Below are 24,630 nucleotides of genomic sequence, written 5' to 3'. Positions count from 1 at the left end.
TGATCAGGCCACGACGACGGTCAACGCATCGTCATTGGCCGCAACAATATTGTCGGACAACGGCTGCGGCCATTGCACCACCAGACGGCCGAACAGATCGTTGAGCTCTTCCCGTTCAATGGCGTCGTAAAAACAGGGCGTCGTAGCGCGTGCGATGAAGCTGTGCAGCAGGTGCGCAGCGTCGTAGTCGTAGACGATATCGCCGGGAACGCTTCCCGGTTTACGCAGCAGGAAGGTTCGCAGGCTGGTCAGGCGTGCCTGCCCGCCATCGGTTGCGGCAAAGGAGAGCACGGTTGCCTGATGTGCGATGCGTGGGCCATCCTGCATCCGGTCATACATCGGCAGCGCGTTGGCGCTGATGACATCGGCGAGATCGCGGAAATCGTTTGAGATATCCTCGGGGTGCAGGGTATTGCGGATTGCCATCGCGCCGACGGGATCGAAGCCGCGTGCTCGCAGAAGCTCGCCGAGTGTCACGACGCCGCGCTTCTCAGCCCGAAGGCCTGGGCATTGGTGTTCAACACGTGCGACACCGCGCCGACCAGTTGCGCGGCAGCCTTGTCCTTGCTGAGGCCGGCTGTATCGACAATGGCGGATGCGCGGGCATAGAGCGGTTCGCGGCTCAGCAGGATCGTGCGCAATTCCTGCATGGCAGAGCGGTCATCCGCCATCGGGCGCAAGTCACCCTGGCGACGGACGCGCGCCATATGTTCTTCGGGCTTGGCCTTGAGCCAGATCGTGTAGAACGATGACAATACGCGATCGAAGGTCACGGGTTCCGAGACGATGCCGCCGCCGGTGGCAAGGACGATGGGCTCCTTGCGTGCCAGCAAGCCGTTCAGCGCGGCCTGTTCCATGCGGCGGAAGCCTTCCTGTCCATAGAGCGCGATAATCTCGGCGACCGATAGTCCGTTGTGCTGCTCGATCTCCTTGTTGAGTTCGACAAAGCTCCAGCCGATCTTGTCCGCCAGCAATTTCCCAAGCGTCGATTTTCCGGCGCCGCGCAGCCCGATCAGGGCGATGCCGTTGAATGACGTATAATTCTGGATCGGACTGTGCCCGCGTCCGGCGAGAACATCCTTGGCCTGGGCGATCTGGCTCGCTGTCGCGTTGCGAACGAGGTCGCGGATGACCGGCCACTCCGTGCTCGGTTCGTCCGCCGGAATCAGATCTTCGAGATGGGCACCCATGGCGCCGGACACCCGGCGCAGCAGCACGATAGACACGTTGCCCTTGCCGCTTTCCAGCTGCGCGATGTAGCGCTCCGAAATCCCGGACACTTTCGCCAGCACCTTTCGCGACATGCCGCGCAGGCCGCGCATGGTGCGGACGCGCTGGCCGAGCTGTTCAAGAAAGGCGGTTTCGGGATCGGCCTGGTCGGTCATGTGGCGTGCGTGCTCGTAGAGGATTTCAGGAAAGATAATTCCGGATACGATTGACAGCAACCGGAGTTGGTGACTTTATATGAATTATAATTCAAAAAGACGATAGGGAGAGCACCGTGAACAACGGTCGTGGAATCGCCCAAGGTGCAAACGCATCATGAGTGGGCCGTCCAATTCTTACAATGCGGTGACCTGGCTTCTCGACCGCAACATCGATGAGGGCCGCGGCAGCAAGCTCGCCTTCACCGATACCGTGACCGAACTGACCTATGGCGACCTGCAGACCAAAAGCTGCCAACTGGCCAACCTGCTGAAGCGGCTCGGCGTCCGGCGCGAAGAACGCGTCGCGATGATCATGCTCGACACCGTCGACTTTCCGGTGGTGTTCCTCGGCGCGATCCGGGCCGGCATCGTCCCGGTGCCGCTCAATACCCTGCTGACTTCGGAGCAATATGCCTATGTGCTGGCCGATTGCCGGGCACGCGTGTTGTTCATTTCCGCGGCGCTTTTGCCGGCAGTGGACGACATGCTTGGTCGTCTGCCGGATCTTGAGCATGTGATTGTGGTCGGTGGCGCTGGCAATGGCCGCAAGAGTCTGGCCGATGAAGTCAGAAATGAGAGCACAAGCTTCACCACGGTCGCGACCCATGCGGACGAGCCTGCCTTCTGGTTGTACTCGTCCGGATCCACGGGCATGCCGAAAGGCGTTCGCCATCTGCACGCCAGTCTGGAAGCAACGGCGACCACCTATGGCAAGCAGGTTCTCGGCATCCGCGAGGACGATGTCGGACTGTCTGCGGCCAAATTGTTCTTCGCCTACGGCCTCGGCAACGCCATGACATTTCCCATGTCGGTTGGCGCCACGACGGTGCTCAATCCGGAGCGACCTACGCCAGCCACCATGTTCGGCCTGATGCGCCGGTATCAGCCGAGCATCTTTTTTGGGGTGCCGACATTGTTCGCGGCGATGCTGAACGACGAGGCGTTCAAAACGGAAGTTCGCCTCCCGCGCCTGCGCATTTGCACCTCGGCCGGCGAGGCGCTGCCAGAGGCGGTGGGGAACGGCTGGAAGAGCCGCTTTGGCGTCGATATTCTCGATGGCGTCGGCTCAACCGAGTTGCTCCATATCTTTCTGTCGAACGCTCCCGGCGATATCAAATACGGCACGTCCGGCCGGCCGGTACCAGGATATCGTGTGCGGCTCGTCGATGATGCTGGCCTCGACATAGCTGATGGAGAAATCGGCGAGTTGCTCGTCGATGCGCCGTCTGCCGGCGAGGGATACTGGAATCAACGCAGCAAGAGTCGTCGCACCTTCGAAGGTCATTGGACGCGCACCGGCGACAAATATGTCCGCGACGCCGACGGCCGCTACACGTTCTGCGGACGTGCCGATGACATGTTCAAGGTATCCGGCATCTGGGTGTCCCCGTTCGAAGTCGAGAGCGCGCTGATCGCGCATCCCGCCGTATCCGAAGCGGCAGTCGTGCCGGAGGCCGACGCCGAGGGACTTTTGAAGCCGAAGGCCTTCGTGGTGCTGAAGCCGAATGCCGTGGTCGAGGGCCTGCGCGAATCCTTGAAGGATCACGTCAAGCAACGGATCGGTCCGTGGAAATATCCACGCTGGATCGAGGTTGTCGATTCCCTTCCCAAAACAGCCACCGGAAAAATCCAGCGCTACAAATTGCGCGATGGAGCGGCGGTCTGAAACCGAGAGATGGATGACAAGATGAGCGCATTGCAATCTGCGGGACGGTTGGCCATCGGTGCATCCGAACTTGAATACCGCATGATCGGTCCGCAACCCGATGCGGCGCCGACCATCATACTGTTGCATGAAGGGCTGGGCTCGGTCGCGCTGTGGGGCGACTTCCCGGACAAGCTTCAGGCAGCGACCGGGGCTGGCGTCTTCGTCTATTCACGCGCCGGATATGGCGCGTCGACGCCGGTCGCGTTGCCGCGGCCGCTGGACTACATGCATGTCGAAGCACTTGAGGTGCTGCCGCAACTGCTCGATGCCATCGGCTTTCGCCGCGGCTTGCTGGTCGGTCATTCCGATGGCGGATCCATCGCGGCGATCTATGCCGGCGGCATTCAGGACCATCGCATTCGCGGCGTCTCGATGATCGCGCCGCATTTCGTCGTTGAGGATATTTCCGTCACGTCGATCGCCAAGATCAAGACGGCCTACGAACAGGGCGATCTGAAAGCCAAGCTCGCGCGCTGGCATGATGACGTCGACAATGCGTTCTATGGCTGGAACGGCGCCTGGCTCGATCCCAAGTTCCGCGACTGGGATATTTCCGACTATCTCGCTTATGTGCGCGTGCCCGTAAAGATCTTGCAGGGCGCGGATGATCACTACGGCACCATGAGGCAGATCGAGATCGCCGAGACGGAATGCTATTGCCCGGTGGACGTGACCATCGTTCCGGGCGCTGCGCATTCACCGCATCGCGAAGCCCCCGAAGTGACGCTGGATGCCGTGGCGGACTTCGCCAATCGTCTGTTGCGTTTTCACGGCGAGGGTGAACTGCGCGCCGCCTGAGCAGTCAGCATCGTGGTCTCTGTTGCACCCCTGGCGATGCCGCGTTGGCCCTATCGGCTCGACAAAGACACAGAGGCTGATCACGACACGCTCGCGCTGGCCAAGGCGCTGGTCCCGATGCGCTACGCTGGGTTCGTCCCGGCAGATGATCCGGCGTTGCGGTATGGCCTTGCACTCAACGATGCCGGCTTCTTCTGGGAAGCTCACGAAATTCTTGAGGCCGTCTGGAAGGTCGCGCCGCAAAGAGGACGCGACCGGATTCTGCTACGCGCCTGTATTCAGGTTGCCAATGCCAATTTGAAACTCAGCCTGCAGCGGCCGCACGCGGCACATCGATTGCTGCAGGACGCATTGTCCGAACTCCATGAACTCGCCAGGCGACCGCCGACGGGTATTGCCGGAAGCTTTTCCGGGCAGTTTCCGGCCGCCGCGCTGGCGTCTGCGCTCGCGCATCAACTGGCGATCGGCGAGGCCGGGCGGGGTCCGATCAAGATCACCGGAATATGAAAGAAAGTGCATGATTTTATCGGATTTCTCTGGACGTCCTTGATATCATGAATTATTGTGCATGTAATCAAGGCGCTCAGCGCATAAATCAAGACTGTCAAAGGGTGGAGCATGGCCGCAGAGCAACGCGTTCTCTCGAACGGCGCCAAATTTATCGACTTCCAGACTGACCCCTCGCGCTACCGTCACTGGAAGCTCAGTGTCGACAAGGGCGTTGCTACGCTCACCATGGATGTCGATGAGAATGGCGGTCTGTTCGAGGGCTATCAGCTCAAACTGAATTCCTACGATCTTGGCGTCGACATCGAACTGGCGGATGCCGTGCAGCGGCTTCGCTTCGAATATCCCGAGGTCAAGGTCGTGCTGCTGCGCTCCGGCAAGAACCGCGTGTTCTGCGCCGGCGCCAATATCCGCATGCTGGCCGGCGCGACCCACGCCCACAAGGTCAATTTCTGCAAATTCACCAACGAAACCCGCAATGGCTTCGAAGACTCCAGCGAAAACTCCGGCCAGCGCTTCATTTCGGTGATCAACGGCACTGCTGCGGGCGGTGGTTACGAACTGGCGCTGGCTACCGATCACATCATCATGGCGGACGATGGCTCGGCGGCGGTGGCGCTGCCGGAAGTGCCGCTGCTGGCGGTGCTGCCGGGCACCGGCGGCCTGACGCGCGTCGTCGACAAGCGCAAGGTGCGCCGCGATCACGCCGATTATTTCTGCACCATCGAGGAAGGCATCAAGGGCAAGCGCGCAGTGGCGTGGCGGCTGATCGATGACATCGTTGCCAACAGCAAGCTTGAAGCCAAGGTCGCGGAGCGGGCCAACGAATTTCTTGCGACATCTAAGCGCAACGGGACCGGCGAAGGCCTCAAGCTGGCGCCGCTGAAACGCCGCTTCGACGATGGCGGTATCCGCTATGGTCTGGTCAATGTCGATATCAATCGCGCCGAACGGATTGCCACGATCTCGATCAAGGCTCCCGAAGGCCCGGCACCGTCAGATATCAATGGAATGATCGCGCAGGGGGACAGTTTCTGGCCGCTACAGGTGGCGCGCGAGCTGGACGACGCGATCCTGCATCTGCGGATCAATGAACTCGAGACGGCCATGCTGGTGTTCAAGTCGCATGGCGACGGCGCCAATGTGCTGTCCCATGATGCCTTTCTCGAAGCGCACAAGGCGCATTGGCTGGTCAACGAGGTCCGGCAATACTGGAAGCGCGTGCTGAAGCGTATCGACGTGACGTCGCGCACGCTGGTGACGCTGGTCGAGCCGGGCTCGTGCTTTGTCGGTACGCTGGCCGAACTCGTCTTCGCGGCGGACCGCTCCTACATGCTGGTCGGCCAGAAGCAGGGCGACAACCGCGCGCCGCCGGCGATCGTGCTGAGCGCGATGAATTTCGGACCTTACCCGATGAGCCACGGGCTGACGCGGTTGCAGTCGCGGTTCCAGGCCGATCCGGAGGACGTCACCCGCGCGCAAGCGCGGATCGGCGAGCCGCTCGATGCGGAAACCGCCGAGCAGCTCGGGCTCGTCACCTTCGCGCTCGATGACATCGACTGGGATGACGAGGTGCGTGTGTTCTTCGAAGAACGCTGCAGCTTCTCACCCGACAGCCTCACAGGCATGGAAGCCAATCTGCGCTTTGTCGGGCCTGAGACGATGGAATCGAAAATCTTCTCGCGGCTCACAGCCTGGCAGAACTGGATCTTCCAGCGGCCCAATGCGGTTGGCGAAAACGGCGCGCTTGGACGTTACGGCACCGGCCAGAAGGCAGAGTTCGACATGACGCGCGTGTAAGCCTCCGCAACTGGACCAGCGCGCCATGTGTCACTCTCTGGATAAATGCAAGCCCGTGGCTTGCCCAATTCGAACGATCAGAAATACAGCGGGAGATCCCAGTCATGAACATCATGAATGTCGACTACAGCACCAAGATTCCGAACAACGTGAATCTGGCCGAGGATCGCCAGGTGCTCAAGGCGCTGGAGGGATGGCATCCCGGCTATCTCGACTGGTGGAACGACATGGGGCCTGAAGGTTTTCAGGAATCCCTCGTCTATTTGCGCACCGCGATATCGGTCGATCCCAAAGGCTGGGCCAAGTTCGATTATGTGAAGATGCCTGAATATCGTTGGGGCGTGTTGCTGGCGCCGCAGGACACCGAGCGCAAGGTGAATTTCGGACGACACATGGGCGAACCCGCCTGGCAGGAAGTCCCGGGCGAATATCGCGCGATGCTCCGCCGCCTCGTCGTCATTCAGGGTGACACCGAACCCGCCTCGGTCGAACAGCAGCGCCATCTCGGCCAGACCGCGCCGTCGCTCTACGACTTGCGCAACCTGTTCCAGGTCAACGTGGAGGAGGGCCGGCATCTCTGGGCGATGGTCTATCTGCTGCAGAAATATTTCGGCCGCGACGGCCGCGAGGAGGCCGACGATCTTCTCCGTCGCCGCTCGGGCGATGCCGATGCGCCGCGCATGCTCGGTGCATTCAATGAAGCCACGCCGGACTGGCTGTCTTTCTTCATGTTCACCTTCTTCACTGACCGCGACGGCAAGATGCAGTTGGAGAGTCTCGCCCAATCCGGCTTCGACCCGCTGTCGCGCACCTGCCGCTTCATGCTGACGGAGGAGGCGCATCATATGTTCGTCGGCGAGACCGGCGTCGGCCGCGTGCTGCAGCGAACCTGCGAAGCGATGAAGGCGGCGGGGATCGAGGATCCCAACGCTATCGAGAAAATTCGTGCACTCGGCGTGATCGATCTGCCGACCATGCAGAAGAAGATCAACCTGCATTATTCGCTGTCGCTCGATCTGTTCGGTTCGGAAGTTTCGACCAATGCCGCGAATTTCTACAATTCCGGACTGAAGGGCCGCTTCCAGGAGACGAAGATCGAGGACGATCACCAGCTCACCAACGACATCTATCAGGTCCTGAAATTCGTCGATGGCGAAATCAAGCTGGTCGACGAACCGGCGCTGACCGCGCTCAACATGCGTCTGCGCGACGATTACACCGCGGATTGCGCCAAGGGCGTCGAGCGCTGGAACAAGATCATCGAGAAGGCCGGCGTCAATTTCCGCTTCGATCTGCCTCACACTGCGTTCCATCGCCAGATCGGCGAATTCCGCGACGTCAATGCATCGCCGAAGGGTATCATCATGAGCGATGCCGCCTGGGCGAAAGCCAGGAACGACTATCTGCCATCCAATGAAGATGGTGATTTCATCGCATCGCTGATGACGCCGGTGAGTGAGCCGGGCAAGTTCGCCAGCTGGATCTCGGCACCCAAGGTCGGGATCGACAACAAGCCCGGCGATTTCGAATATGTGAAGATTGCGGCCTGAAACGAGCAGACAGGGCGGAGGGACTTCCAGCTTCCTTCCGCCGCTGTCAGTCCTCGATGGCACGCGCGGGATTTGCCATGAACGCTCCTTTCAAACAGCATTTGATCGATCCGGAAATCTGCATCAGGTGTAACACCTGCGAGGAGAGCTGCCCAGTCGATGCGGTGACGCATGACGACAATAACTATGTCGTCAACGCGGATATCTGCAACTACTGCATGGACTGCATCTCACCGTGTCCGACCGGCGCGATCGATAACTGGCGCGTGGTCGCGGCGCCGTATTCGCTCGAGGAGCAGTTCTCCTGGAGCGACCTCCCTGCGCAGGAGGAACTCGCGGACAATAGTGCCGGCGCGGGCGCCATCGAGGCGCTGGAAGATGAAATCGGTGCGTTGCTCGAAGAAGCGCGCAAGGGGCTGGGCGGCAAGCCGGTGGCGCCGCCGTCATCGAGCAAGGCCTCGGTCAACCTTTACAACCGCGGCAAGCCTGCGCTGGCTACGGTGACCGGCAATTTCCGGCTCACCCATGCGACGGCCGACTCGGACGTGCGCCACATCATCCTGGATTTCGGCGATCAGCCGTTTCCCATCCTCGAAGGTCAGAGCATCGGCATTGTCGTGCCGGGTTCGGACGCGGACGGCAAGCCGCATCAGGTACGGCTCTATTCGATCGCCAGCTCGCGCGATGGCGAGAAGCCGAATACCAACAATCTCGCGCTGACCGTGAAACGTGAGCCCGGTGGGCTGTGCTCGAATTACCTGTGCGATCTGCCGCGTGGCGCAAAGGTCGAAGTCACCGGGCCGTTCGGCGCCACCTTCCTGCTGCCGAACGATCCGTCGGCGAATGTTCTGATGGTCTGTACCGGCACGGGCTCTGCGCCATTCCGCGGCTTCACGGAGCGCCGCCGGCGCGCGATGCCCGGCGCGCCCGGGCGATTGCTTCTCTTCTTCGGTGCGCGCCGCCCCGAGGAGCTGCCCTATTTCGGCCCGCTGCAAAAGGTTCCGGAGGAGTTGCTGGGCAAGCACTTCTGCTATTCGCGCGTGCCGGGCGAGCCGCGGATCTATGTGCAGGATCGTATCCGCAGCGAAGCTGCTGCCATCACCTCGCTGCTGCGCGACGCGCAGACCCACGTCTATATCTGCGGGTTGAAAGGAATGGAAAGCGGCGTTGAAGAGGCCTTCGCTGATATTTGCCGTGCCGCGTCGATGGATTGGTCGGATCTGAAAGTGACGATGCGTGGCGGCGGAAGATATCACGTTGAGACTTACTGATCGACGTTGTGTTCGATCCGAGCCGGAACTGGCGGGATCGATTGAATAGCCCGAATAAAAACAACAGCGGGCGCGTTACGGGGGAGACAAATGATGGCCTTGAACGGCAGCGATGGACCTGACACGGACAGCGTATTCTTCCTGACACCCTCCGTAACCGCTGAACCACATGCCGACGGAACGATCGTGCTTCGATCCGACACGGCGCTGCGTCCCTATGCGCGTTGTGTCGGGGACTGGCTCGAACATTGGGCACAAGAGACACCGGATCGGATCTTTCTGGCGGAGCGGTCCAGTCCGGATCTGCCCTGGGTGACGCTGAGCTATGCCGAGACGCTTCGGCGGGTACGCGGCGCGGGCAGCTGGATTCTCGCGCAGGAGATGAGTGCGCAGCGGCCCCTCGCTGTGCTGTCCGACAACGGCATCGAGCATGCGGTTTTGGCCCTGGCGGCGATGCATGTCGGTGTGCCCGTCGCTGCGATTTCCCCGGCCTATTCGCTGATGTCGAAAGATTTCGAAAAGCTGCGTCGTGCGATTCAACTTCTCGATCCCGGTGCCATCTATGTTTCGAACCTGCATCAGTTCGGCCCCGCCCTCGCTGCGATCGCCCCGTTTCACACTGCCGCCATCATCGGCGGTGACGCGATCGGCGGAGAGGAGTGGTCATATGCTGATGTGGTCACGACACCGGTAAGCGCAGCCATCTACCGGGCCTTTGCAGCGATTGATGCCGATACGATCGCCAAGTTTCTGTTCACGTCGGGATCGACCGGCGCGCCGAAGGCGGTCATCAATACCCAGCGCATGCTGACCTCGAGCCAGCAGGCCAAGGCACAGACCTGGCCGTTTCTCGAAGCTCCGCAGAACGAGCTCGTTCTTCTCGACTGGCTGCCCTGGAGCCATACCTTCGGCGGAAACCACAACTTCAATATGGTGCTGCGCAATGGCGGAACGCTGTACATCGACAGCGGCAAGCCCGCGCCCGGATTGTTTGCGACCTCCATTGCCAATCTGCGCAGCATCATGCCGACGGTCTATTTCAACGTGCCGCGCGGCTTCGATATGCTTGTCGCCGCCCTGCGAAAAGACGACGAGTTGCGAGAGCGATTCTTCAATGAGGTGAAGTTCGTCTTCTATGCCGGTGCGGCTCTGCCGCAGAGCACATGGTCGGCGCTGGAGGCGCTTTCCATCGAGACAATCGGGCGCCCGTTGCCGATGGTCTCCGCCTGGGGATCGACGGAAACATCGCCGCTCGCGACCGATTGTCATTTTCAGGCGCCGAGATCAGGCAATATCGGCGTGCCGATTCCCGGTACGGAGCTCAAGCTCGTGCCCTCGGACGGCAAGTTGGAGGTGCGGGTGCGCGGGCCCAATGTAACGCCGGGCTACTGGAAGGCGCCGGACCTCACCGCGAAGGCTTTTGATGCGGACGGCTTCTATCTGATCGGCGATGCCGTTGCATTTGCCGACCCCGCTCATCCCGAGCAGGGCCTGTTGTTCGACGGGCGCATCGCCGAGGACTTCAAGCTGACATCGGGCACATGGGTCAATGTCGGAACGCTGCGCGTGGCAGGAATCTCCGCATTGGCGCCGCTGGTTCAGGATATTGTCGTGGCCGGTCATGGTGGCGAGGATGTGCGCTTCCTGCTTGTTCCCAACCTGGCTGCCTGCCGCGCGGTGTCCCGCCTGCCGGAGTCAGCGAGCATCGATGCTGTGCTTGGCTGCGAAAACGTACGTTCGTCCATCGAGAAAGGGCTCGCAAGACTGAAGGCGGCAGGTGGAGGGTCTTCCACCTATGCAACTTGCGCGCTTTTGTTGGCAGAGCCGTTATCTGTCGATAGCGGCGAGATGACTGACAAGGGCTATGTCAGCCAACGCGCCGTTCTGGCGCGCCGTGCAGCCGATGTGGAAGATCTGAACAGGGGTCTGTCAGGTCGCTTGATAATCTGCGCAAGCAGCGAGCAATACGCACGTCATGCCTAGCAGGGACGTTCACGATCCGGACGATGCATTGCGATCAAAGAGAATAACGTGTCGATGGTGAAGAAATCTGGTCGGGCGACCAAGCAGATGCTTTGCCGATGCGATCACCTGTCACATGCCGTGTCATGCCGTCGTCATACGCCGCGGCGCCCGGCGTGATCAAATATGGGGCTCTTCCCCAGAGCACATGGATCGCCGCGAGGGCATTCGCGCTTTCCGCGAGGTCGCCTCTCCCTCCAGGAGGCGACCTCGTTTGTTTCCGGGTACGGCTCATGCGGAGTGTTCTCGGAACGGGCCCGATCTGCGCGGGGAACTGCTCAGATGAGCCATTACCGCATTTCTCGACACGTTCTGCGATTTGCTCGGCCGCTTGGTCAGCAGGCGAGCCGGTCGAGGCACTATGTGTGCCCTAAATGAAAAACCCGCCGGCTAGGGCGGGTTTTGCAGGCAGTCGTCGCGATTTTGGTTCATTATTCAAAGCCACGAGTTACTGCCCTCCGAAGGAGGCCTTTTTCACAGTCATTTGGTGTCGGGTGATGCCGCGCAATTGGAACGGGCGGGGAACAGGGCCACGGATATTCGCCGTATCCAAGCGCGATTTCCCGTTCTGTTCTGCCGTCAGATGCCTGATTGTCAGGTCTCTCGGATAAGAGAACTTATTGATTTTTCAGGGAAAATGGTGCTGCCAGACAGGATTGAACTGTCGACCTCTCCATTACCAATGGAGTGCTCTACCACTGAGCTACGGCAGCAAGCTGGGTGCAGGAATCAGCCTCAAGGGCGCCGCCTACCAAGCGGGGCGATCCTTGCCACAAGGTCGCGGGCGGCGCAAGCGCGGGGGACACTCCGAATGCATCATTGTTATAATCGGCTGTGGCCAGCCCGCTGCGGTTGTGGCCGCCTTGAGCTGCGCCAGCTGCGGGCCGATCCGGTTCCCGTGGCCTCGCCGACCTACCTGCAGAGCCTTTATGGCCCGGATCATCACCGCGACGTCGATCATCTCGTCTGATGCGCTGAAGGTGGTTATGTATGGGTCACAGGATCCAATCCGGCGCATCTGTGCACGCCATTCGATCGACCGTAACAGCCCATGACCGATACGCCGAGCAAACCCGCCAAGGAAAGTGCAACTGCCCGTCAGGACAGGCTGCGCCAGGCGCTGCGCGAAAATCTCAAGCGCCGAAAAGCGCAAATGCGCGGCCGCGCCAGTCTTGTTGACGATTCCGCCGCCGAGGCGTCACCGGATGCCGATAAGATACCGGACTTATGTTCAAGACCCGCCGATCCCGATCGGGATTGATGGCATCGTCCACCGCGTGAGCATGCGAGTTTAAATGTCGTCAGAATCCCAGGCATCATCCAGCGCCGAGTTGCCGGTCTATGCGCCACGCGTCGCGCTGCCGCGCCACGATCAGACCTTTCCCGTGCTGACGGCGGCAGAGATCGAACGGATGCGCCGCTTCGGTGAGATCAGGCATTTCAAGGACGGCGATTGCCTGTTCGAGACCGGCAAGCCCGGTCCCGGCATGTTTGTGGTGTTGTCAGGACATGTCGCCATCACCCAGCGTGATGGTTTTGGTCGCATCACGCCGATAGCCGATCAGTGTGCCGGACAGTTCGTGGCCGAGATCGCGCAACTGTCGGGCCGCGTCGCGTTGGTCGACGGTCATGCTGAAGGCGATATCGAGACACTGCTGATTCCGCCGGAACGGCTGCGCGCACTGCTGATCGCGGAGGCGGATCTGGGCGAACGCATCATGCGCGCGCTGATCCTGCGCCGGGTGAATCTCCTGCAAGGCGGTGCCGGTGGTCCAGCCTTTATCGGCGCGGCCAATTCCAGTGATGTCATTCGCCTGCAGGGCTTCCTCACCCGCAATGGTTATCCGCATCATCTGCTCGATCCCGCGGTGGACAAGGACGCTGCCGATCTGATCGCGCGCTATACGCCGTCGCCGCAGGATCTGCCGCTGGTCGTGGTGGCTGACGGCACGGTGCTGCGCAATCCGTCCTTCTCCGAACTCGCCCGCGCCATGGGCATGATTAGCCATATCGCCAAGGGCAAGACCTATGACGTGGCCATCGTCGGCAGCGGGCCTGCCGGCCTGTCCACGGCGGTGTATGGCGCGTCCGAAGGTCTGTCCATTGCAGTGTGCGATGCCAAGTCATTCGGAGGACAGGCCGGCGCCAGTGCGCGGATCGAGAACTATCTCGGTTTCCCCACCGGCATTTCCGGCATGGCGCTGACGGCGCGTGCGTTCAACCAGGCGCAGAAATTCGGCGCAGATATCATGATCCCCGCGGCGGTGAAGTCGCTGGACTGTTCACGTAAAGATGGCCTGTTCGCGCTGGCGCTGGACGATGGCGACGTGATGCGCGCCAAGGCCATCGTGGTCGCATCGGGTGCACGCTATCGCCGGCCGGATATCGAGCGCCTCGCTGATTTCGAAGGCCGTGGTGTCTGGTACTGGGCGTCGCCGATCGAAGCGCGGCTGTGCAAGGAGCAGGAGATCGTCCTGGTGGGCGGCGGCAATTCCGCCGGGCAGGCCGCGGTGTTTCTCGCCGGTCACGCCAATAGAGTGCATATGGTGATCCGTGGCGGGGGTCTCGGTGCCAGCATGTCGCGCTACCTCATCGAGCGTATCGAGGCGACGCCGAATATCGAACTGGTATTCAACACCGAAGTCGTTGCGCTCGAAGGCACGCAAGAGGCCGGGCTTGAGCGCGTCCGTACCCGCAGCCGTTTGTCCGCCGAAGAGACAAGCGCCGATATCCGCAACCTGTTTTTGTTCGTCGGCGCCGATCCGGCCACCGAATGGCTGGCGGATTGCGGCGTCACGCTCGACCGTCACGGCTTCATCATCACCGGTATTCCCACCAATGGTCGCAGCGTACAGGCGCTGGAAACGTCGGTGCCCGGTGTCTTTGCCGTCGGCGATGTGCGTTCGGGGTCGGTGAAGCGCGTCGGCGGAGCGATCGGCGAGGGCGCCCAGGTGGTGGCGGCGCTGCATGGTTTTCTCGGCGATACGGCCACGCCGACCCTTTGAGCCGATAACGGGAGATACTCATGTCCAAAGGCTGCACACATATCTTCGGCATTCGCGACGTTACGCCGAGCGCACTCGGCTGCGAGGAATGTCTGAAGACGGGCAGTATGTGGCTGCATTTGCGGATCTGCCGGACCTGCGGTCACGTCGGTTGTTGCGACGACTCCCCGAACAGGCACGCCACCAAGCATTTCCACGCTACCAAACACCCGGTCATCGAGGGTTACGATCCGCCGGAAGGCTGGGGCTGGTGCTATGTCGATGAAGTGATGTTCGATCTGTCGGATCGAAAGACTCCGCACAACGGGCCGATTCCGCGCTACTACTAATTGCCTGATTGCCGTGCGGCCTCGTCGAGGGGCCGTTCGCATGTGACGCTGCTAACACGGTGGATATCTTAATGCGCGACAGGGCAGCGCCGGCGGGCGCAAAGCCCTCATATCGGGACGCGACGGCAAAAAATCAAACTTGAATGATGAGTATCAGCCAAAAAACAGTTGGCGAGTTTCCGCGGCGCGCTGTAGTTTTTTTGAAGGGTTCTGAAGCAGGGGTGCATCATGGTTTTGGGAATGAGCTTGGCAACGTTCACGTTGCTTCATGTGGTGATCAGCCTGATCGGCATCGTTGCTGGCCTGGTCGCAATGGTCGGCCTCTTGAAGTCCAATCCGATGCGCGGCTGGACGGCGCTGTTTCTCCTGACCACGATCCTGACCAGCGTGACCGGCTTCTTTTTCCCGGTTGAGAAGCTGCTGCCTTCGCATGTCGTCGGCATCATTTCGCTGGTGCTGCTGGCAATCGCCTGCCTGGCGTTGTACGGCCGGAAGCTCGCCGGTTCGTGGCGCTGGATCTACGTTCTGACGGCGATGACTTCGCTTTATCTCAATGTGTTCGTGCTGGTGATCCAGAGCTTCCTGAAGGTCCCGCCGCTGCACGCACTGGCGCCGAGCGTGCCGCCCAGCGAGCCGCCTTTTGCGATCGTTCAGGGTATCGTGCTGGTGTTTTTCATCGTCGTGATTGTTGCCGCGGTGAAGAAGTTTCGCCCGCTGCCGGGCAGCTTCGCCTGACCGCGCAAGCGGCTAGCCACAGCTGGCGGCTGGGATCATCCGTCAGCTTTTCACCTTGCGTGCGGGCGGCTCGTCGAGGGCCGCCCGGATATCCGCAAACATGCGCTTGACCAGCACGTCCGGTTTTTCGCGCGCGCCCTCGGTCAGCCAGTTCTCGCTCGCGATCCGGATCGCGCCGGTAGTGATCATCGCCACCAGCCGCGCCCGCGTCTGACCGGCCTTGTCGCTGGCGCGCGCTGCAAGCGCCTCCGCCATTGCGCGTTCCATCTTCTCGTATTTGACCTGCTCGCGCGCCTGCAGCGCCGGCGTTTCGCGCTTCAGCCGGGCAATGGCGATGGCGTCCTCGGGATTGAGGTGCCGGGTCATGGTCCGGATCGCGTTTTCTGCTGCGGTGATCATCGATTCATCGGCGGGGCGTTCGGCGATGGCAGCGGTCAGGGCATCGGCGCTGCGATCCTGCCATGCCACCACGACATCTTCCTTCGACGCGAAATAGTGGAAAAAGCTGCGGCGCGAAATCTCCGCGGCGGCCGCGATATCGTCCAGCGTGGTGGCCTCGTAGCCTTTGGCCAGAAACAGCTTCATCGCTGCTTCCGTCACCCGCCGCAGGGTCTGCTCGCGTTTGCGTTCGCGCAGTCCGCCGGTCGACACTGTGCCGGCGGCAGCGCTTTTCGGTTTTGATTTCAGGGGCTTGGCTGTGCTCATCAGCCTTAAGATAAGGCTAGCCTGCACCTATTGCAAATTTGCACTCAGTGCACATTTAGCCATCTGCAGGCGTTTGCGTCGCGGCTCGGATGTGGGGAGACAAAGATGAGCGATTGGACCACCAGGAATATCCCAGCGTTGGAGGGGAAGCTCGCGGTCGTGACCGGCGCCACCGGGGGCCTGGGGTTCGAGACGGCAGTCGCACTGGCCGCTGCGGGTGCCGAAGTGGTTCTCACAGGCCGCAACGACGCCAAAGGCGCGCAAGCTCTGGACGCCGTCTGCGTACGCGTGCCAAACGCCCTGATCAGCTATCAGCATCTCGATCTTGCTAGCCTGACTTCTGTCGCCGACTTCGCCAGACGTTTCGATGCGCTGCATGGCTCGCTTGATCTCTTGATCAACAATGCCGGTGTGATGGCGCTACCTGCGCGGCGGACAACGGCCGACGGCTTCGAGATGCAGTTCGGTACCAACTATCTCGGGCACTACGCGCTAACGGCCCGTCTGCTGCCGGCGCTTCGCCGCAGCGAGGCAGCGCGGGTGGTCAGTCTCAGCAGTCTGGCGCATCGTTCGGGCATCATCGATTTCGATGATCTTCAGGCAGCAACGTTCTACAAACCGTGGAAAGCCTATCAGCAGTCGAAGCTGGCGATGTTGATCTTCGCCATCGAATTGCAGCGGCGCAGTGATGCCGCGGGCTGGGGCCTGATGAGCAATGCCGCGCATCCCGGTTATGCACTCACCGATCTCGTTCCGAACGGTCCCGGCAGCGGTGGCTTGATGGGGCTCGGAAGCTGGTTGTCGCGTCCGCTGAGCCATTCGGCGGCCAATGGCGCATTGCCGACCTTGTTTGCTGCGACCTCTCCGCATGCTCAGAAGGCCGGGTATTATGGACCCAGCGGGTTTTACGAATTGAAAGGTCCGCCAGCTGCCGCGAAGATCATGCCGAGGGCCAAGGACGCTGCCGTGGCGGCGCGTCTGTGGGATGTTTCTGCTGAGCTGACCCGAGTCGCGTTCGATCAGGTCGCGGCCGCTGCATGAATTCGGGACGCAGCAATGACGGTGCAACGGGAAATCAGATGAAAGTCATCCTCTTCGGCGCCACCGGCATGGTCGGGCAGGGCGTGCTACGCGAATGCTTGCTCGATCCGGGGATCGAAACGGTTCTCGCCATCGGGAGGAGCCCGACGGGCCAGAGCAATGCCAAACTGCGTGAGATCTCGCATAGTGACTTTTTCAATCTGTCGGCAATCGCGTCTGATCTGACAGGCTACGATGCCTGCCTGTTCTGCCTCGGCATCTCTTCGCTTGGCATGAGCGAGCCGGACTATCGCCGGATCACCTATGACATCACGCTTGCGGTCGCGAACACGCTGGTGCGGCTCAATCCCGCGATGACTTTCGTCTATGTCACCGGTCAGAGCACCGACAGCACCGAGCAGGGCAGCGTGATGTGGGCGCGGGTCAAGGGCAAGACCGAGAACGATCTGCTCAAGCTGCCGTTCAAGGCCGCCTACATGTTCCGCCCCGGCGGCATCCAGCCGCTGCATGGTGTGAGGTCCAAGACCGCCTGGGTACAGGCGATCTACACCGGCACCGGGCCGCTATGGTCGTTGCTGAACCGGATCGCGCCGAATTATGTCACGACAACCGAAAAGCTCGGCCGCGCCATGATCCGGGTGGTTCGTAACGGTTATCCGAAGCCCATTCTGGAGACTCCTGATATCAATCAGGTTGGAGCATAAACGGGCCGATTCGGCCCTTTTACAGATTTGCTACCGGCCTCATCGAAAAGCCGCAAATTTCAAAGCTTTTGCTTTAAACAGGCCAACCGCCCTATAACCGGGGCACAGCAATCAGCGGGAATCGGTATGGATCGCATTCGCATCGTCGGCGGCAGCAAACTCAATGGCACGATCCCGATTTCGGGCGCCAAGAACGCGGCGCTGCCATTGATGATCGCCGGTCTGCTGACCGACGAGACGCTGATTCTCGACAACGTGCCGCGTCTGGCCGACGTCGCGCAGTTGCAGCGCATTCTCGGCAATCACGGCGTGGACATCATGTCGGCCGGCAAGCGTCCGGGCGACCATGAATATCAGGGCCAGACCCTGCATATCTCAGCCGCCAACATCATCGATACGACAGCGCCCTATGAGCTGGTCTCGAAGATGCGCGCCTCGTTCTGGGTGATCGCACCGCTACTGGCGCGCATGCACGAAGCCAAGGTGTCGCTGCCCGGCGGCTGCGCTATCGGCACCCGCCCGGTGGATCTCTTGATCATGGCGCTGGAGAAGCTTGGTGCCGAACTCACCATCGACGGTGGCTATGTGATTGCGAAGGCGCCCGGCGGCCTCAAGGGCGCCGAGATCGACTTCGCCAAGGTCACCGTCTCCGGCACTCATGTGGCGCTGATGGCCGCGACGCTGGCCAAGGGGACGACCACTATCAAGAACGCGGCCTGCGAGCCGGAGATCGTTGATGTCGCCGACTGCCTGAACAAGATGGGCGCGCGCATCACCGGCGCCGGCACCACGACGATCAAGATCGAGGGCGTGGCCAAGCTGAATGGCACGCGCCATACCGTACTGCCGGATCGTATCGAGACTGGTACCTATGCCATGGCCGTCGCGATGACCGGCGGCGATGTACAACTCTCCGGGGCGCGGCCGGAATTGCTGCAGGCAGCGCTCGACGTGCTGGTCGAAGCCGGTGCGACGGTGACGCCCAACAATGACGGCATTCGCGTGTCCCGCAACGGCGCCGGCATCAAGCCGGTGAACGTCTCGACGGCGCCATTCCCCGGTTTCCCGACCGATCTGCAGGCGCAGTTGATGGCGCTGATGACCACGGCCAAGGGTTCGTCGCACATCACCGAGACGATCTTCGAAAACCGCTTCATGCATGTGCAGGAGCTCGCCCGCTTCGGTGCGCGGATTCATCTCGACGGCGAGACCGCCACCATCGATGGCACGGCCAAGCTGCGCGGCGCGCCTGTGATGGCAACCGATCTGCGCGCCTCGGTGTCGCTGGTGATCGCCGGCCTCGTCGCGGAAGGCGAGACCATGGTCAATCGCATCTATCATCTCGACCGCGGTTTCGAACGGCTCGAGGAAAAGCTGTCCGCCTGCGGCGCCACCATCGAGCGCATCAGCGGATAGGATTCGCTCAAAGGGGGCGCCGTGACGGGGCAACGCAGGCTGATTGCACTGGATGCCGACGACCTCGCGGTGATTTCCGCGCATGTTCAGGATGCGGCCGTCAGCGTCGGCGACATCATCTGGCGCCAGAGCGAGAAGCGCCTGGTGGTCGGCATGAGCCGGCTCGACTGGGATCAGACCATCTCAGGTGAAGTCACGCCGCGCAGGCTGATCTCGGCGCTGCGGTTCGACCGCGTGCTGGCCTGCAAGTCCCGGGATATCGATCTCGACACGCCCGATATCGCGCTGGAACTGCTCGGCCTCGAATTCCATGCCGCCGAGCCTCCTGGCGGCAGCGTCGTCCTGATCTTTGCCGGCGGGGGGGCGCTTCGGCTGGACGTCGAATGTCTGGAATGCGAGCTGGCCGACTTGGGTCCCGACGACCTTACCGGCGACGCTGAGGCGGGCACCGAGGCCTCCGGCCTGGATGCCTGATCCATCATTCATTCTTTCGATAGCAGCACAGGGTTGACGGCACTTTGCCGCCGCGCCATTGAGCAGGGGGCCTTGGCCGGCAAGGCCCCGCCGGAACACCATCATGCCAATTCGTATCGACACCGCCAGCGCCGATTTTACCCAGCGCTTCAATGCCTTCCTCGCGATGAAGCGCGAAGTCGCGGCCGATATCGAGGCCGCCACCCGCGCCATCGTCGATGACGTTGCCAGCCGTGGCGACGCAGCGCTGCTGGAAGCCACCCGCAAGTTCGACCGGCTTGACCTCCAGGCCTCCGCTCTGCGCGTGACCCCGGCCGAGGTCGATGCCGCCGTCGCGGCCTGCGATGCAGAGACCGTGGAGGCGCTGACATTCGCTCGCGACCGGATCGAGCTCTTTCACAAGCGCCAGCTGCCCAAGGACGACCGTTTCACCGATGCGCTAGGCGTCGAGCTCGGCTGGCGCTGGAGCGCCATCGAGGCTGTCGGCCTCTATGTGCCGGGCGGCACCGCGGCCTATCCATCGTCGGTCCTGATGAATGCCGTGCCGGCCAGGGTCGCCGGCGTTGCGCGTGTGGTGATGGTGGTGCCGTCGCCGGACGGCAAGCTCAATCCGCTGGTACTGGCCGCAGCGAAGCTTGGCGGTGTGTCCGAAATCTACCGTGTCGGCGGCGCGCAGGCCGTGGCTGCATTGGCCTATGGCACTGCGACCATCGCGCCGGTGGCCAAGATCGTCGGCCCAGGCAACGCTTATGTGGCCGCCGCCAAGCGGCAGGTATTCGGCAAGGTCGGCATCGACATGATTGCTGGCCCCTCAGAAGTGCTGGTCATTGCCGACGACACTGCCAATGCCGACTGGATCGCCGCAGACTTGCTGGCGCAAGCAGAGCACGATGCCAACGCGCAGTCGATCCTGATTACCGACAGCAAGGCGCTGGCCGACAATGTCGAGCGCGCGGTCGAAGCGCAGCTCACCACGCTGCCGCGCGCCGATATCGCGCGCGCGTCGTGGAACGAATATGGCGCGATCATTCTGGTGAAGGCGCTCGATGACGCCGTGCCGCTGGCCAACGCCATTGCCGCCGAGCATCTCGAAATCATGACAGCCGATCCGGAGGCATTGTCGCTGAAGGTGCGCAATGCCGGCGCGATCTTTCTGGGTGGGTATACACCGGAAGCGATCGGCGACTATGTTGGCGGCTCCAACCATGTGCTGCCCACCGCGCGTTCGGCGCGCTTCTCATCGGGTCTCGGCGTACTTGACTTCATGAAGCGAACATCGATCCTGAAGTGCGGGCCGGATCAGCTACGGGCGCTGGGACCGGCTGCGATGACGCTGGGCAAGGCCGAAGGCCTCGATGCCCACGCACGTTCAGTCGGATTGCGCCTCAATTTGCGATGAGCAACACCCCTCCACCAGAGGATGACAGCAGCAACCGCATCGTCGCGGTGACGCTCGATGAGGAATCGATCGGACGTTCCGGGCCGGATATCGAGCACGAGCGGGCGATTGCGATCTACGACCTGATCGAGCAGAATCTGTTCGCGCCGGAAGGCGCGCAAGGCGGCCCATTTGCGCTGCATATCGGCATCACCGGCAGTCGGCTGATGTTCGACATCCGCCGCGAGGACGGCTCGCCCGTGGTGGCGCATCTGTTGTCGCTGGGGCCGTTCCGCCGCATCGTGAAGGACTACTTCATGATCTGCGACAGCTACTACCAGGCGATCCGCACGGCCACGCCCGACAAGATCGAGGCCATCGATATGGGACGCCGCGGCATCCATGACGAAGGCTCGCGCACGCTGCAGGAACGATTGGCCGGCAAGGTGCGCGTCGATTTCGAAACGTCACGGCGGCTGTTCACGTTGATCTCCGTCCTTCACTGGAAGGGGTAGCCGCGCATGGCCGCGCCGCCACGCGCGCGCACGCCGCAGGCGGTGCTGTTTGCCTGTGGCCAGAACAGCGTCCGCTCGCCGATGGCCGCCAGCCTGTTGCAGCAGATGTTCCCGCAGGCGCTTTATGTGAAATCCGCCGGGGTGAAGAAGGGCGAGCTGGATTCCTTCGCGGTGGCCGTGATGGCCGAGCTCGGCCAGGATATTTCCCGGCACAAGCCCATGACCTTCGAGGAACTCGAGGACTGGGAAGGGCTCAATTTCGATCTCATCATCACGCTGTCGCCGGAGGCGCATCACAAGGCGCTGGACCTGACGCGCACCGATGCGGCGGATGTCGAATACTGGCCGACGGTGGACCCCACGGGAACCGAAGGTAATCGTGAACAGAAACTGGCCGCCTATCGCGAGGTCTGCGATGGGCTGCTGCTGCGGATTCGCAAACGTTTCGCCAAAGGCGGCGCCGCCAGCGGCTAAATGCTGCGTGCGCGGTTGTCGAAGCAGGGGGCTTCCGATAGGTTCCGCGCGCATTTCCAAGGTTCTGATTGAGATCGATCACATCGCATGCTCGGCCGTCCCAAATTCGTTCTTGCCTCCGGTTCGCCACGCCGTCTCAGCCTGCTCAATCAGGCTGGGATCGAGCCCGATGCGCTGCGTCCCGCCGATGTCGACGAGACCCCGAAGCGGGGCGAGCTGCCGCGCGCCTGCGCCAATCGCCTAGCCCGCGCCAAGGCCGAAGCCGCGCTGAAATCGGTCCAGCTCGACGACGAACTGCGTGGCGCGTTCATCCTCGCTGCCGATACCGTGGTGGCCGTCGGCCGCCGCATCCTGCCCAAGGCAGAGCTGGTCGATGAGGCCTCGCAATGCCTGCGGCTGCTGTCCGGCCGCAACCACCGCGTCTACACGGCGGTCTGCATCGTCACCCCCAAGGAAAGCTTCCGGCAGCGGCTGATCGAGACCAGGGTGCGCTTCAAGCGCCTTAACGAGGAAGACATCAGCACCTATATCGGTTCCGGTGAATGGCGCGGCAAAGCCGGCGGCTACGCCGTGCAGGGCATCGCCGGTTCCTTCGTGGTGAAGATGGTCGGCTCCTACACCAATATCGTCGGCCTGCCGCTCTACGAGACCGTCACGCTCCTCGGCGGCGAGGGCTTCCCGATCCGTTTCGGTTGGTTGAATGCAAGCTAAGGCGTCCAAATCCGGCGAAAAGCCATGCCCGATCTGCGGCAAGCCCGTGGTCGAGGCATCCAGGCCGTTCTGTTCCGAGCGCTGCCGCGACGTCGATCTCAATCGCTGGCTGTCGGGGTCCTATGCGATTCCCGGCAAACCGACGGATGACGAGGACGCCGAATAGGGGCGACGGGCGGCCGCGCTGCCCAGGTCAGTCCAAGGCGGCTATTTCCCATTGTTTTGACGGCAAAATCTTCGTTCACAGAAATGCCATCGGGCGGGTGGACATGGCCGATTTGCCTGACTATAAACCGGCGCTCCCTGGACCTGATCCGGGGCGGCGCCCAGGTAGCTCAGTTGGTAGAGCATGCGACTGAAAATCGCAGTGTCGGTGGTTCGATCCCGCCCCTGGGCACCATCGCTGGTTAGAGTTCTGAACCCGCAGGGCGGGTTGACCGTTTGGGCCAAATGTGGACCGAATGTTGTCGTTTGAGCCGATAATCCGGATTTTATCTTCCGAAACGATCACGACATCGACCACGCTAGCCAAGTAGGCTTTGCGGGCAGCCACGTCACCGGAGGTGAGCTGCTCTCGCATAAGGCGGCTGAACCGGTCGACGGCCAGCGGATCGAACTCGACGGGGCTTGCGCTTGTCTTCTTTGCATAGTCCAGGGCTTCGGCTGCCCGGTCACGGCCGTCTTTGAGGGAAGCCACCCGAGCTTTGAGGGTGGGGTCCGTGCCATCGATCGTCCCGGCTTCAATGGCCGCGTAGAGCCGGCTGAGCCGTTCTTCAGCCTCAGCGGCCTGCCGGGCAAGGTCGACAATACGGCGGTCGGCCGAAGCCTGCCGATCATCGCGGCGGGCCTTGAGGGCGAGCAGAATTGAAGTCACGCGCTCCGGTTGGAGCAGTTGATTAAGAATGGCTTCGACGACCAGCTTTTCGATCACCGGCCGCGGAATCTTTCGATTGACGCACTCTGTTCCGTTTTCCATATGACGTCCCTGCTTGGTCGCCTGGATGCATTTGTAATAAGCGTACACTTTGCCCGTACGAGATGTGCCGGTCGCCGTCGTCAGGGCACAGGACTCTGCACAGTCACAACGCACTAGGCCTCCGAGCAATGACGGCGCCGCGGTCAACCGCGGCCCCTTAGCTCTCGGCTGCCGTGAGGCGAGTAAGGCTTGCACCTGATCGAAGGTCGCGCGATCGATTATTTCGGGAACTTCGTATTCGACGATTTCGGAGGCATCCTTACGCTCTCCGTCACCCTTCCGGTTGTATTCGTTGAAGCGTCTCAGGCCGCAGTAAGCATCTCGGGTCAGGATCTCGTAAATCGTGCCCGTGCCGAACAGCTTGCCGTTTCTTGATCGGAAACCTCGTTCGTTCAACCAGATCGCAATCTTTTTGGTGCCAAGCGGACCGCTTTCACCGTCGCCGTTCCTCGCAAGATCGAAGGCGTGAATCACGATCTCGGCTTCGACTGGCTCCACTGCGAGCTTTTTCTTTTGTTTATGTCCAATTAACTCAGCATCGATCGTTTTATAGCCGAACGGAATCACGCCACCATTGGAATAACCCCGGCGTGCGTTCTCCTTCATGGTGCGAGTCGTCGCGCGAGCAGTTTCGGCTGACTGAAATTCATTGACGATGCCAATAAATTTGCGGAAGAGGTCGCCGCTCGCGTCATTAGTCAACGGTTCAGCGAATGACACCAGCTCAACCTTGTGCTTGCGCAAGGCACGAACGGTTAGCTCTTGCTCGAATTGATTGCGGAACGCGCGCGAGAACGAATAGACCATGATGGCATCGACGGAGCGCGTACCGTCTGTGGCACGAGCCACCATTTGCTCAAACGCCGGCCGCTTCATGTTGGTGGCTGTCTCGCCTCCCTCGCGATAGACCGACAGAACGTTTTCTCCCTCGCGCTCGCATTTAGCCAGGATTTGGTTCTCCTGATCGTACAGGCTCAGAAAATTCGCCGCTTGTTTTTCAGTGGAGGTTCGAACATAGACGAGAATGTTGCGCGACGTTCTCTTCGGCTGTTCTGCGTGAAGATGCTTGCGGGCCATACCAGTC

Annotated in this window: 23 protein-coding genes, 2 tRNA genes and 1 pseudogene; 21 read left to right on the top strand and 5 right to left on the bottom strand. The window is 61.5% G+C overall.

Features of this window, described 5'->3' with window-relative positions; translation table 11 throughout:
• Positions 1 to 3 precede the first annotated feature (3 nt).
• On the bottom strand, positions 4 to 477 hold the full coding sequence (locus tag ACEK02_RS14290; RefSeq protein WP_371422338.1) for a hypothetical protein: 474 nt from the start codon (positions 475 to 477) through the stop codon (positions 4 to 6).
• Positions 474 to 1,385: a helix-turn-helix transcriptional regulator gene (locus ACEK02_RS14285; RefSeq protein ID WP_371422337.1), complete on the bottom strand. Its 912-nt coding sequence runs from the start codon at positions 1,383 to 1,385 to the stop codon at positions 474 to 476. The genes ACEK02_RS14290 and ACEK02_RS14285 overlap by 4 nt, the downstream gene beginning before the upstream one ends.
• 157 nt (positions 1,386 to 1,542) lie before the next feature.
• Here ACEK02_RS14285 and ACEK02_RS14280 point away from each other — a divergent pair, with 157 nt between their 5' ends.
• From ACEK02_RS14280 to ACEK02_RS14250, 7 genes are all read left to right on the top strand, one after another.
• The gene (locus ACEK02_RS14280) at positions 1,543 to 3,093 is read left to right on the top strand and encodes a benzoate-CoA ligase family protein (protein WP_371422336.1); all 1,551 of its coding nucleotides are present in this window, start codon (positions 1,543 to 1,545) and stop codon (positions 3,091 to 3,093) included.
• 21 nt (positions 3,094 to 3,114) lie between these two features.
• Positions 3,115 to 3,933 carry an alpha/beta fold hydrolase gene (locus ACEK02_RS14275; protein WP_371422335.1) on the top strand — a complete coding sequence of 273 codons (819 nt, stop codon included), beginning with the start codon at positions 3,115 to 3,117 and terminating at the stop codon, positions 3,931 to 3,933.
• Positions 3,934 to 3,945: 12 nt separating this feature from the next.
• Positions 3,946 to 4,440 carry a DUF309 domain-containing protein gene (locus tag ACEK02_RS14270; RefSeq protein ID WP_371422334.1) on the top strand — a complete coding sequence of 165 codons (495 nt, stop codon included), beginning with the start codon at positions 3,946 to 3,948 and terminating at the stop codon, positions 4,438 to 4,440.
• 111 nt (positions 4,441 to 4,551) lie between these two features.
• Positions 4,552 to 6,240, top strand: coding sequence for a 2,3-epoxybenzoyl-CoA dihydrolase (boxC, locus tag ACEK02_RS14265; protein WP_371422333.1), 1,689 nt, complete (start codon positions 4,552 to 4,554; stop codon positions 6,238 to 6,240).
• A 104-nt stretch (positions 6,241 to 6,344) separates the two neighbouring features.
• Complete coding sequence (boxB, locus tag ACEK02_RS14260; RefSeq protein WP_371422332.1) at positions 6,345 to 7,790, top strand: benzoyl-CoA 2,3-epoxidase subunit BoxB; 1,446 nt, start codon at positions 6,345 to 6,347, stop codon at positions 7,788 to 7,790.
• A gap of 77 nt (positions 7,791 to 7,867) precedes the next feature.
• Complete coding sequence (gene boxA, locus ACEK02_RS14255) at positions 7,868 to 9,061, top strand: benzoyl-CoA 2,3-epoxidase subunit BoxA (protein WP_371422331.1); 1,194 nt, start codon at positions 7,868 to 7,870, stop codon at positions 9,059 to 9,061.
• 93 nt (positions 9,062 to 9,154) lie between these two features.
• The gene (locus ACEK02_RS14250; RefSeq protein ID WP_371422378.1) at positions 9,155 to 11,044 is read left to right on the top strand and encodes a feruloyl-CoA synthase; all 1,890 of its coding nucleotides are present in this window, start codon (positions 9,155 to 9,157) and stop codon (positions 11,042 to 11,044) included.
• A gap of 677 nt (positions 11,045 to 11,721) precedes the next feature.
• Here the strand turns inward: ACEK02_RS14250 and ACEK02_RS14245 are convergent.
• Positions 11,722 to 11,796: transfer RNA gene (locus tag ACEK02_RS14245), tRNA-Thr, on the bottom strand.
• Between the two features lie 338 nt (positions 11,797 to 12,134).
• On the opposite strand from ACEK02_RS14245, the gene ACEK02_RS14240 reads away from it, so the two are divergent.
• The 4 genes from ACEK02_RS14240 to ACEK02_RS14225 all read left to right on the top strand — a co-directional run bounded on the left by ACEK02_RS14240 (position 12,135) and on the right by ACEK02_RS14225 (position 15,152).
• Positions 12,135 to 12,344 (top strand): hypothetical protein, encoded by a 210-nt coding sequence (locus ACEK02_RS14240; protein ID WP_371422330.1) that lies wholly within the window; start codon positions 12,135 to 12,137, stop codon positions 12,342 to 12,344.
• Positions 12,345 to 12,378: 34 nt separating this feature from the next.
• The gene (locus ACEK02_RS14235; RefSeq protein WP_371422329.1) at positions 12,379 to 14,088 is read left to right on the top strand and encodes an FAD-dependent oxidoreductase; all 1,710 of its coding nucleotides are present in this window, start codon (positions 12,379 to 12,381) and stop codon (positions 14,086 to 14,088) included.
• Positions 14,089 to 14,108: 20 nt separating this feature from the next.
• On the top strand, positions 14,109 to 14,417 hold the full coding sequence (locus tag ACEK02_RS14230; protein ID WP_371422328.1) for a UBP-type zinc finger domain-containing protein: 309 nt from the start codon (positions 14,109 to 14,111) through the stop codon (positions 14,415 to 14,417).
• Between the two features lie 228 nt (positions 14,418 to 14,645).
• Entirely contained in the window at positions 14,646 to 15,152 is a 507-nt protein-coding gene (locus ACEK02_RS14225; protein ID WP_371422327.1) for a hypothetical protein, read from the top strand.
• Positions 15,153 to 15,194: 42 nt separating this feature from the next.
• On the opposite strand, the gene ACEK02_RS14220 is transcribed toward ACEK02_RS14225, so the two are convergent.
• Positions 15,195 to 15,857, bottom strand: a complete 663-nt coding sequence (locus ACEK02_RS14220; protein WP_371422326.1) for a TetR/AcrR family transcriptional regulator — start codon at positions 15,855 to 15,857, stop codon at positions 15,195 to 15,197.
• A 105-nt stretch (positions 15,858 to 15,962) separates the two neighbouring features.
• Here ACEK02_RS14220 and ACEK02_RS14215 point away from each other — a divergent pair, with 105 nt between their 5' ends.
• The 10 genes from ACEK02_RS14215 to ACEK02_RS14170 all read left to right on the top strand — a co-directional run bounded on the left by ACEK02_RS14215 (position 15,963) and on the right by ACEK02_RS14170 (position 22,970).
• Positions 15,963 to 16,898 carry an SDR family oxidoreductase gene (locus ACEK02_RS14215; protein ID WP_371422325.1) on the top strand — a complete coding sequence of 312 codons (936 nt, stop codon included), beginning with the start codon at positions 15,963 to 15,965 and terminating at the stop codon, positions 16,896 to 16,898.
• 38 nt (positions 16,899 to 16,936) lie between these two features.
• On the top strand, positions 16,937 to 17,602 hold the full coding sequence (locus ACEK02_RS14210) for an epimerase (protein ID WP_371422324.1): 666 nt from the start codon (positions 16,937 to 16,939) through the stop codon (positions 17,600 to 17,602).
• A 126-nt stretch (positions 17,603 to 17,728) separates the two neighbouring features.
• Entirely contained in the window at positions 17,729 to 19,018 is a 1,290-nt protein-coding gene (murA, locus tag ACEK02_RS14205; RefSeq protein ID WP_371422323.1) for a UDP-N-acetylglucosamine 1-carboxyvinyltransferase, read from the top strand.
• A 21-nt stretch (positions 19,019 to 19,039) separates the two neighbouring features.
• Positions 19,040 to 19,492, top strand: a complete 453-nt coding sequence (locus ACEK02_RS14200) for a DUF2948 family protein (protein ID WP_371422322.1) — start codon at positions 19,040 to 19,042, stop codon at positions 19,490 to 19,492.
• Between the two features lie 103 nt (positions 19,493 to 19,595).
• The gene (gene hisD / locus ACEK02_RS14195; protein ID WP_371422321.1) at positions 19,596 to 20,891 is read left to right on the top strand and encodes a histidinol dehydrogenase; all 1,296 of its coding nucleotides are present in this window, start codon (positions 19,596 to 19,598) and stop codon (positions 20,889 to 20,891) included.
• Positions 20,888 to 21,385 carry a UPF0262 family protein gene (locus ACEK02_RS14190; RefSeq protein ID WP_371422320.1) on the top strand — a complete coding sequence of 166 codons (498 nt, stop codon included), beginning with the start codon at positions 20,888 to 20,890 and terminating at the stop codon, positions 21,383 to 21,385. The genes hisD and ACEK02_RS14190 overlap by 4 nt, the downstream gene beginning before the upstream one ends.
• Before the next feature lie 6 nt (positions 21,386 to 21,391).
• Positions 21,392 to 21,859, top strand: a complete 468-nt coding sequence (locus tag ACEK02_RS14185; protein ID WP_371422319.1) for a low molecular weight phosphatase family protein — start codon at positions 21,392 to 21,394, stop codon at positions 21,857 to 21,859.
• A gap of 87 nt (positions 21,860 to 21,946) precedes the next feature.
• Complete coding sequence (locus ACEK02_RS14180) at positions 21,947 to 22,570, top strand: Maf-like protein (RefSeq protein ID WP_371422318.1); 624 nt, start codon at positions 21,947 to 21,949, stop codon at positions 22,568 to 22,570.
• Entirely contained in the window at positions 22,560 to 22,736 is a 177-nt protein-coding gene (gene yacG, locus ACEK02_RS14175; RefSeq protein WP_371422317.1) for a DNA gyrase inhibitor YacG, read from the top strand. The genes ACEK02_RS14180 and yacG overlap by 11 nt, the downstream gene beginning before the upstream one ends.
• Before the next feature lie 158 nt (positions 22,737 to 22,894).
• A tRNA-Phe gene (locus ACEK02_RS14170) sits at positions 22,895 to 22,970 on the top strand.
• A 513-nt stretch (positions 22,971 to 23,483) separates the two neighbouring features.
• Here the strand turns inward: ACEK02_RS14170 and ACEK02_RS14165 are convergent.
• Positions 23,484 to 24,623, bottom strand: a pseudogene (locus ACEK02_RS14165) (recombinase family protein); the annotation flags it as partial.
• Positions 24,624 to 24,630 lie beyond the last annotated feature (7 nt).

Source organism: Tardiphaga sp. (assembly GCF_041424195.1).
In the GTDB taxonomy this organism is placed as follows: domain Bacteria; phylum Pseudomonadota; class Alphaproteobacteria; order Rhizobiales; family Xanthobacteraceae; genus Tardiphaga.
Note: the sequence above shows the minus strand (reverse complement) of the source record. Positions and strands in the feature narration are given on the sequence as shown.

Coding starts and splice junctions, on each gene's coding strand:
- ACEK02_RS14285 (WP_371422337.1), bottom strand. CDS start 1,385: ATGACCGACCAGGCCGATCCCGAAACCGCCTTTCTTGAACAGCTCGGC.
- ACEK02_RS14280 (WP_371422336.1), top strand. CDS start 1,543: ATGAGTGGGCCGTCCAATTCTTACAATGCGGTGACCTGGCTTCTCGAC.
- ACEK02_RS14275 (WP_371422335.1), top strand. CDS start 3,115: ATGAGCGCATTGCAATCTGCGGGACGGTTGGCCATCGGTGCATCCGAA.
- boxC (WP_371422333.1), top strand. CDS start 4,552: ATGGCCGCAGAGCAACGCGTTCTCTCGAACGGCGCCAAATTTATCGAC.
- boxB (WP_371422332.1), top strand. CDS start 6,345: ATGAACATCATGAATGTCGACTACAGCACCAAGATTCCGAACAACGTG.
- boxA (WP_371422331.1), top strand. CDS start 7,868: ATGAACGCTCCTTTCAAACAGCATTTGATCGATCCGGAAATCTGCATC.
- ACEK02_RS14250 (WP_371422378.1), top strand. CDS start 9,155: ATGGCCTTGAACGGCAGCGATGGACCTGACACGGACAGCGTATTCTTC.
- ACEK02_RS14240 (WP_371422330.1), top strand. CDS start 12,135: ATGACCGATACGCCGAGCAAACCCGCCAAGGAAAGTGCAACTGCCCGT.
- ACEK02_RS14235 (WP_371422329.1), top strand. CDS start 12,379: ATGTCGTCAGAATCCCAGGCATCATCCAGCGCCGAGTTGCCGGTCTAT.
- ACEK02_RS14230 (WP_371422328.1), top strand. CDS start 14,109: ATGTCCAAAGGCTGCACACATATCTTCGGCATTCGCGACGTTACGCCG.
- ACEK02_RS14225 (WP_371422327.1), top strand. CDS start 14,646: ATGGTTTTGGGAATGAGCTTGGCAACGTTCACGTTGCTTCATGTGGTG.
- ACEK02_RS14220 (WP_371422326.1), bottom strand. CDS start 15,857: ATGAGCACAGCCAAGCCCCTGAAATCAAAACCGAAAAGCGCTGCCGCC.
- ACEK02_RS14215 (WP_371422325.1), top strand. CDS start 15,963: ATGAGCGATTGGACCACCAGGAATATCCCAGCGTTGGAGGGGAAGCTC.
- ACEK02_RS14210 (WP_371422324.1), top strand. CDS start 16,937: ATGAAAGTCATCCTCTTCGGCGCCACCGGCATGGTCGGGCAGGGCGTG.
- murA (WP_371422323.1), top strand. CDS start 17,729: ATGGATCGCATTCGCATCGTCGGCGGCAGCAAACTCAATGGCACGATC.
- hisD (WP_371422321.1), top strand. CDS start 19,596: ATGCCAATTCGTATCGACACCGCCAGCGCCGATTTTACCCAGCGCTTC.
- ACEK02_RS14190 (WP_371422320.1), top strand. CDS start 20,888: ATGAGCAACACCCCTCCACCAGAGGATGACAGCAGCAACCGCATCGTC.
- ACEK02_RS14185 (WP_371422319.1), top strand. CDS start 21,392: ATGGCCGCGCCGCCACGCGCGCGCACGCCGCAGGCGGTGCTGTTTGCC.
- ACEK02_RS14180 (WP_371422318.1), top strand. CDS start 21,947: ATGCTCGGCCGTCCCAAATTCGTTCTTGCCTCCGGTTCGCCACGCCGT.
- yacG (WP_371422317.1), top strand. CDS start 22,560: ATGCAAGCTAAGGCGTCCAAATCCGGCGAAAAGCCATGCCCGATCTGC.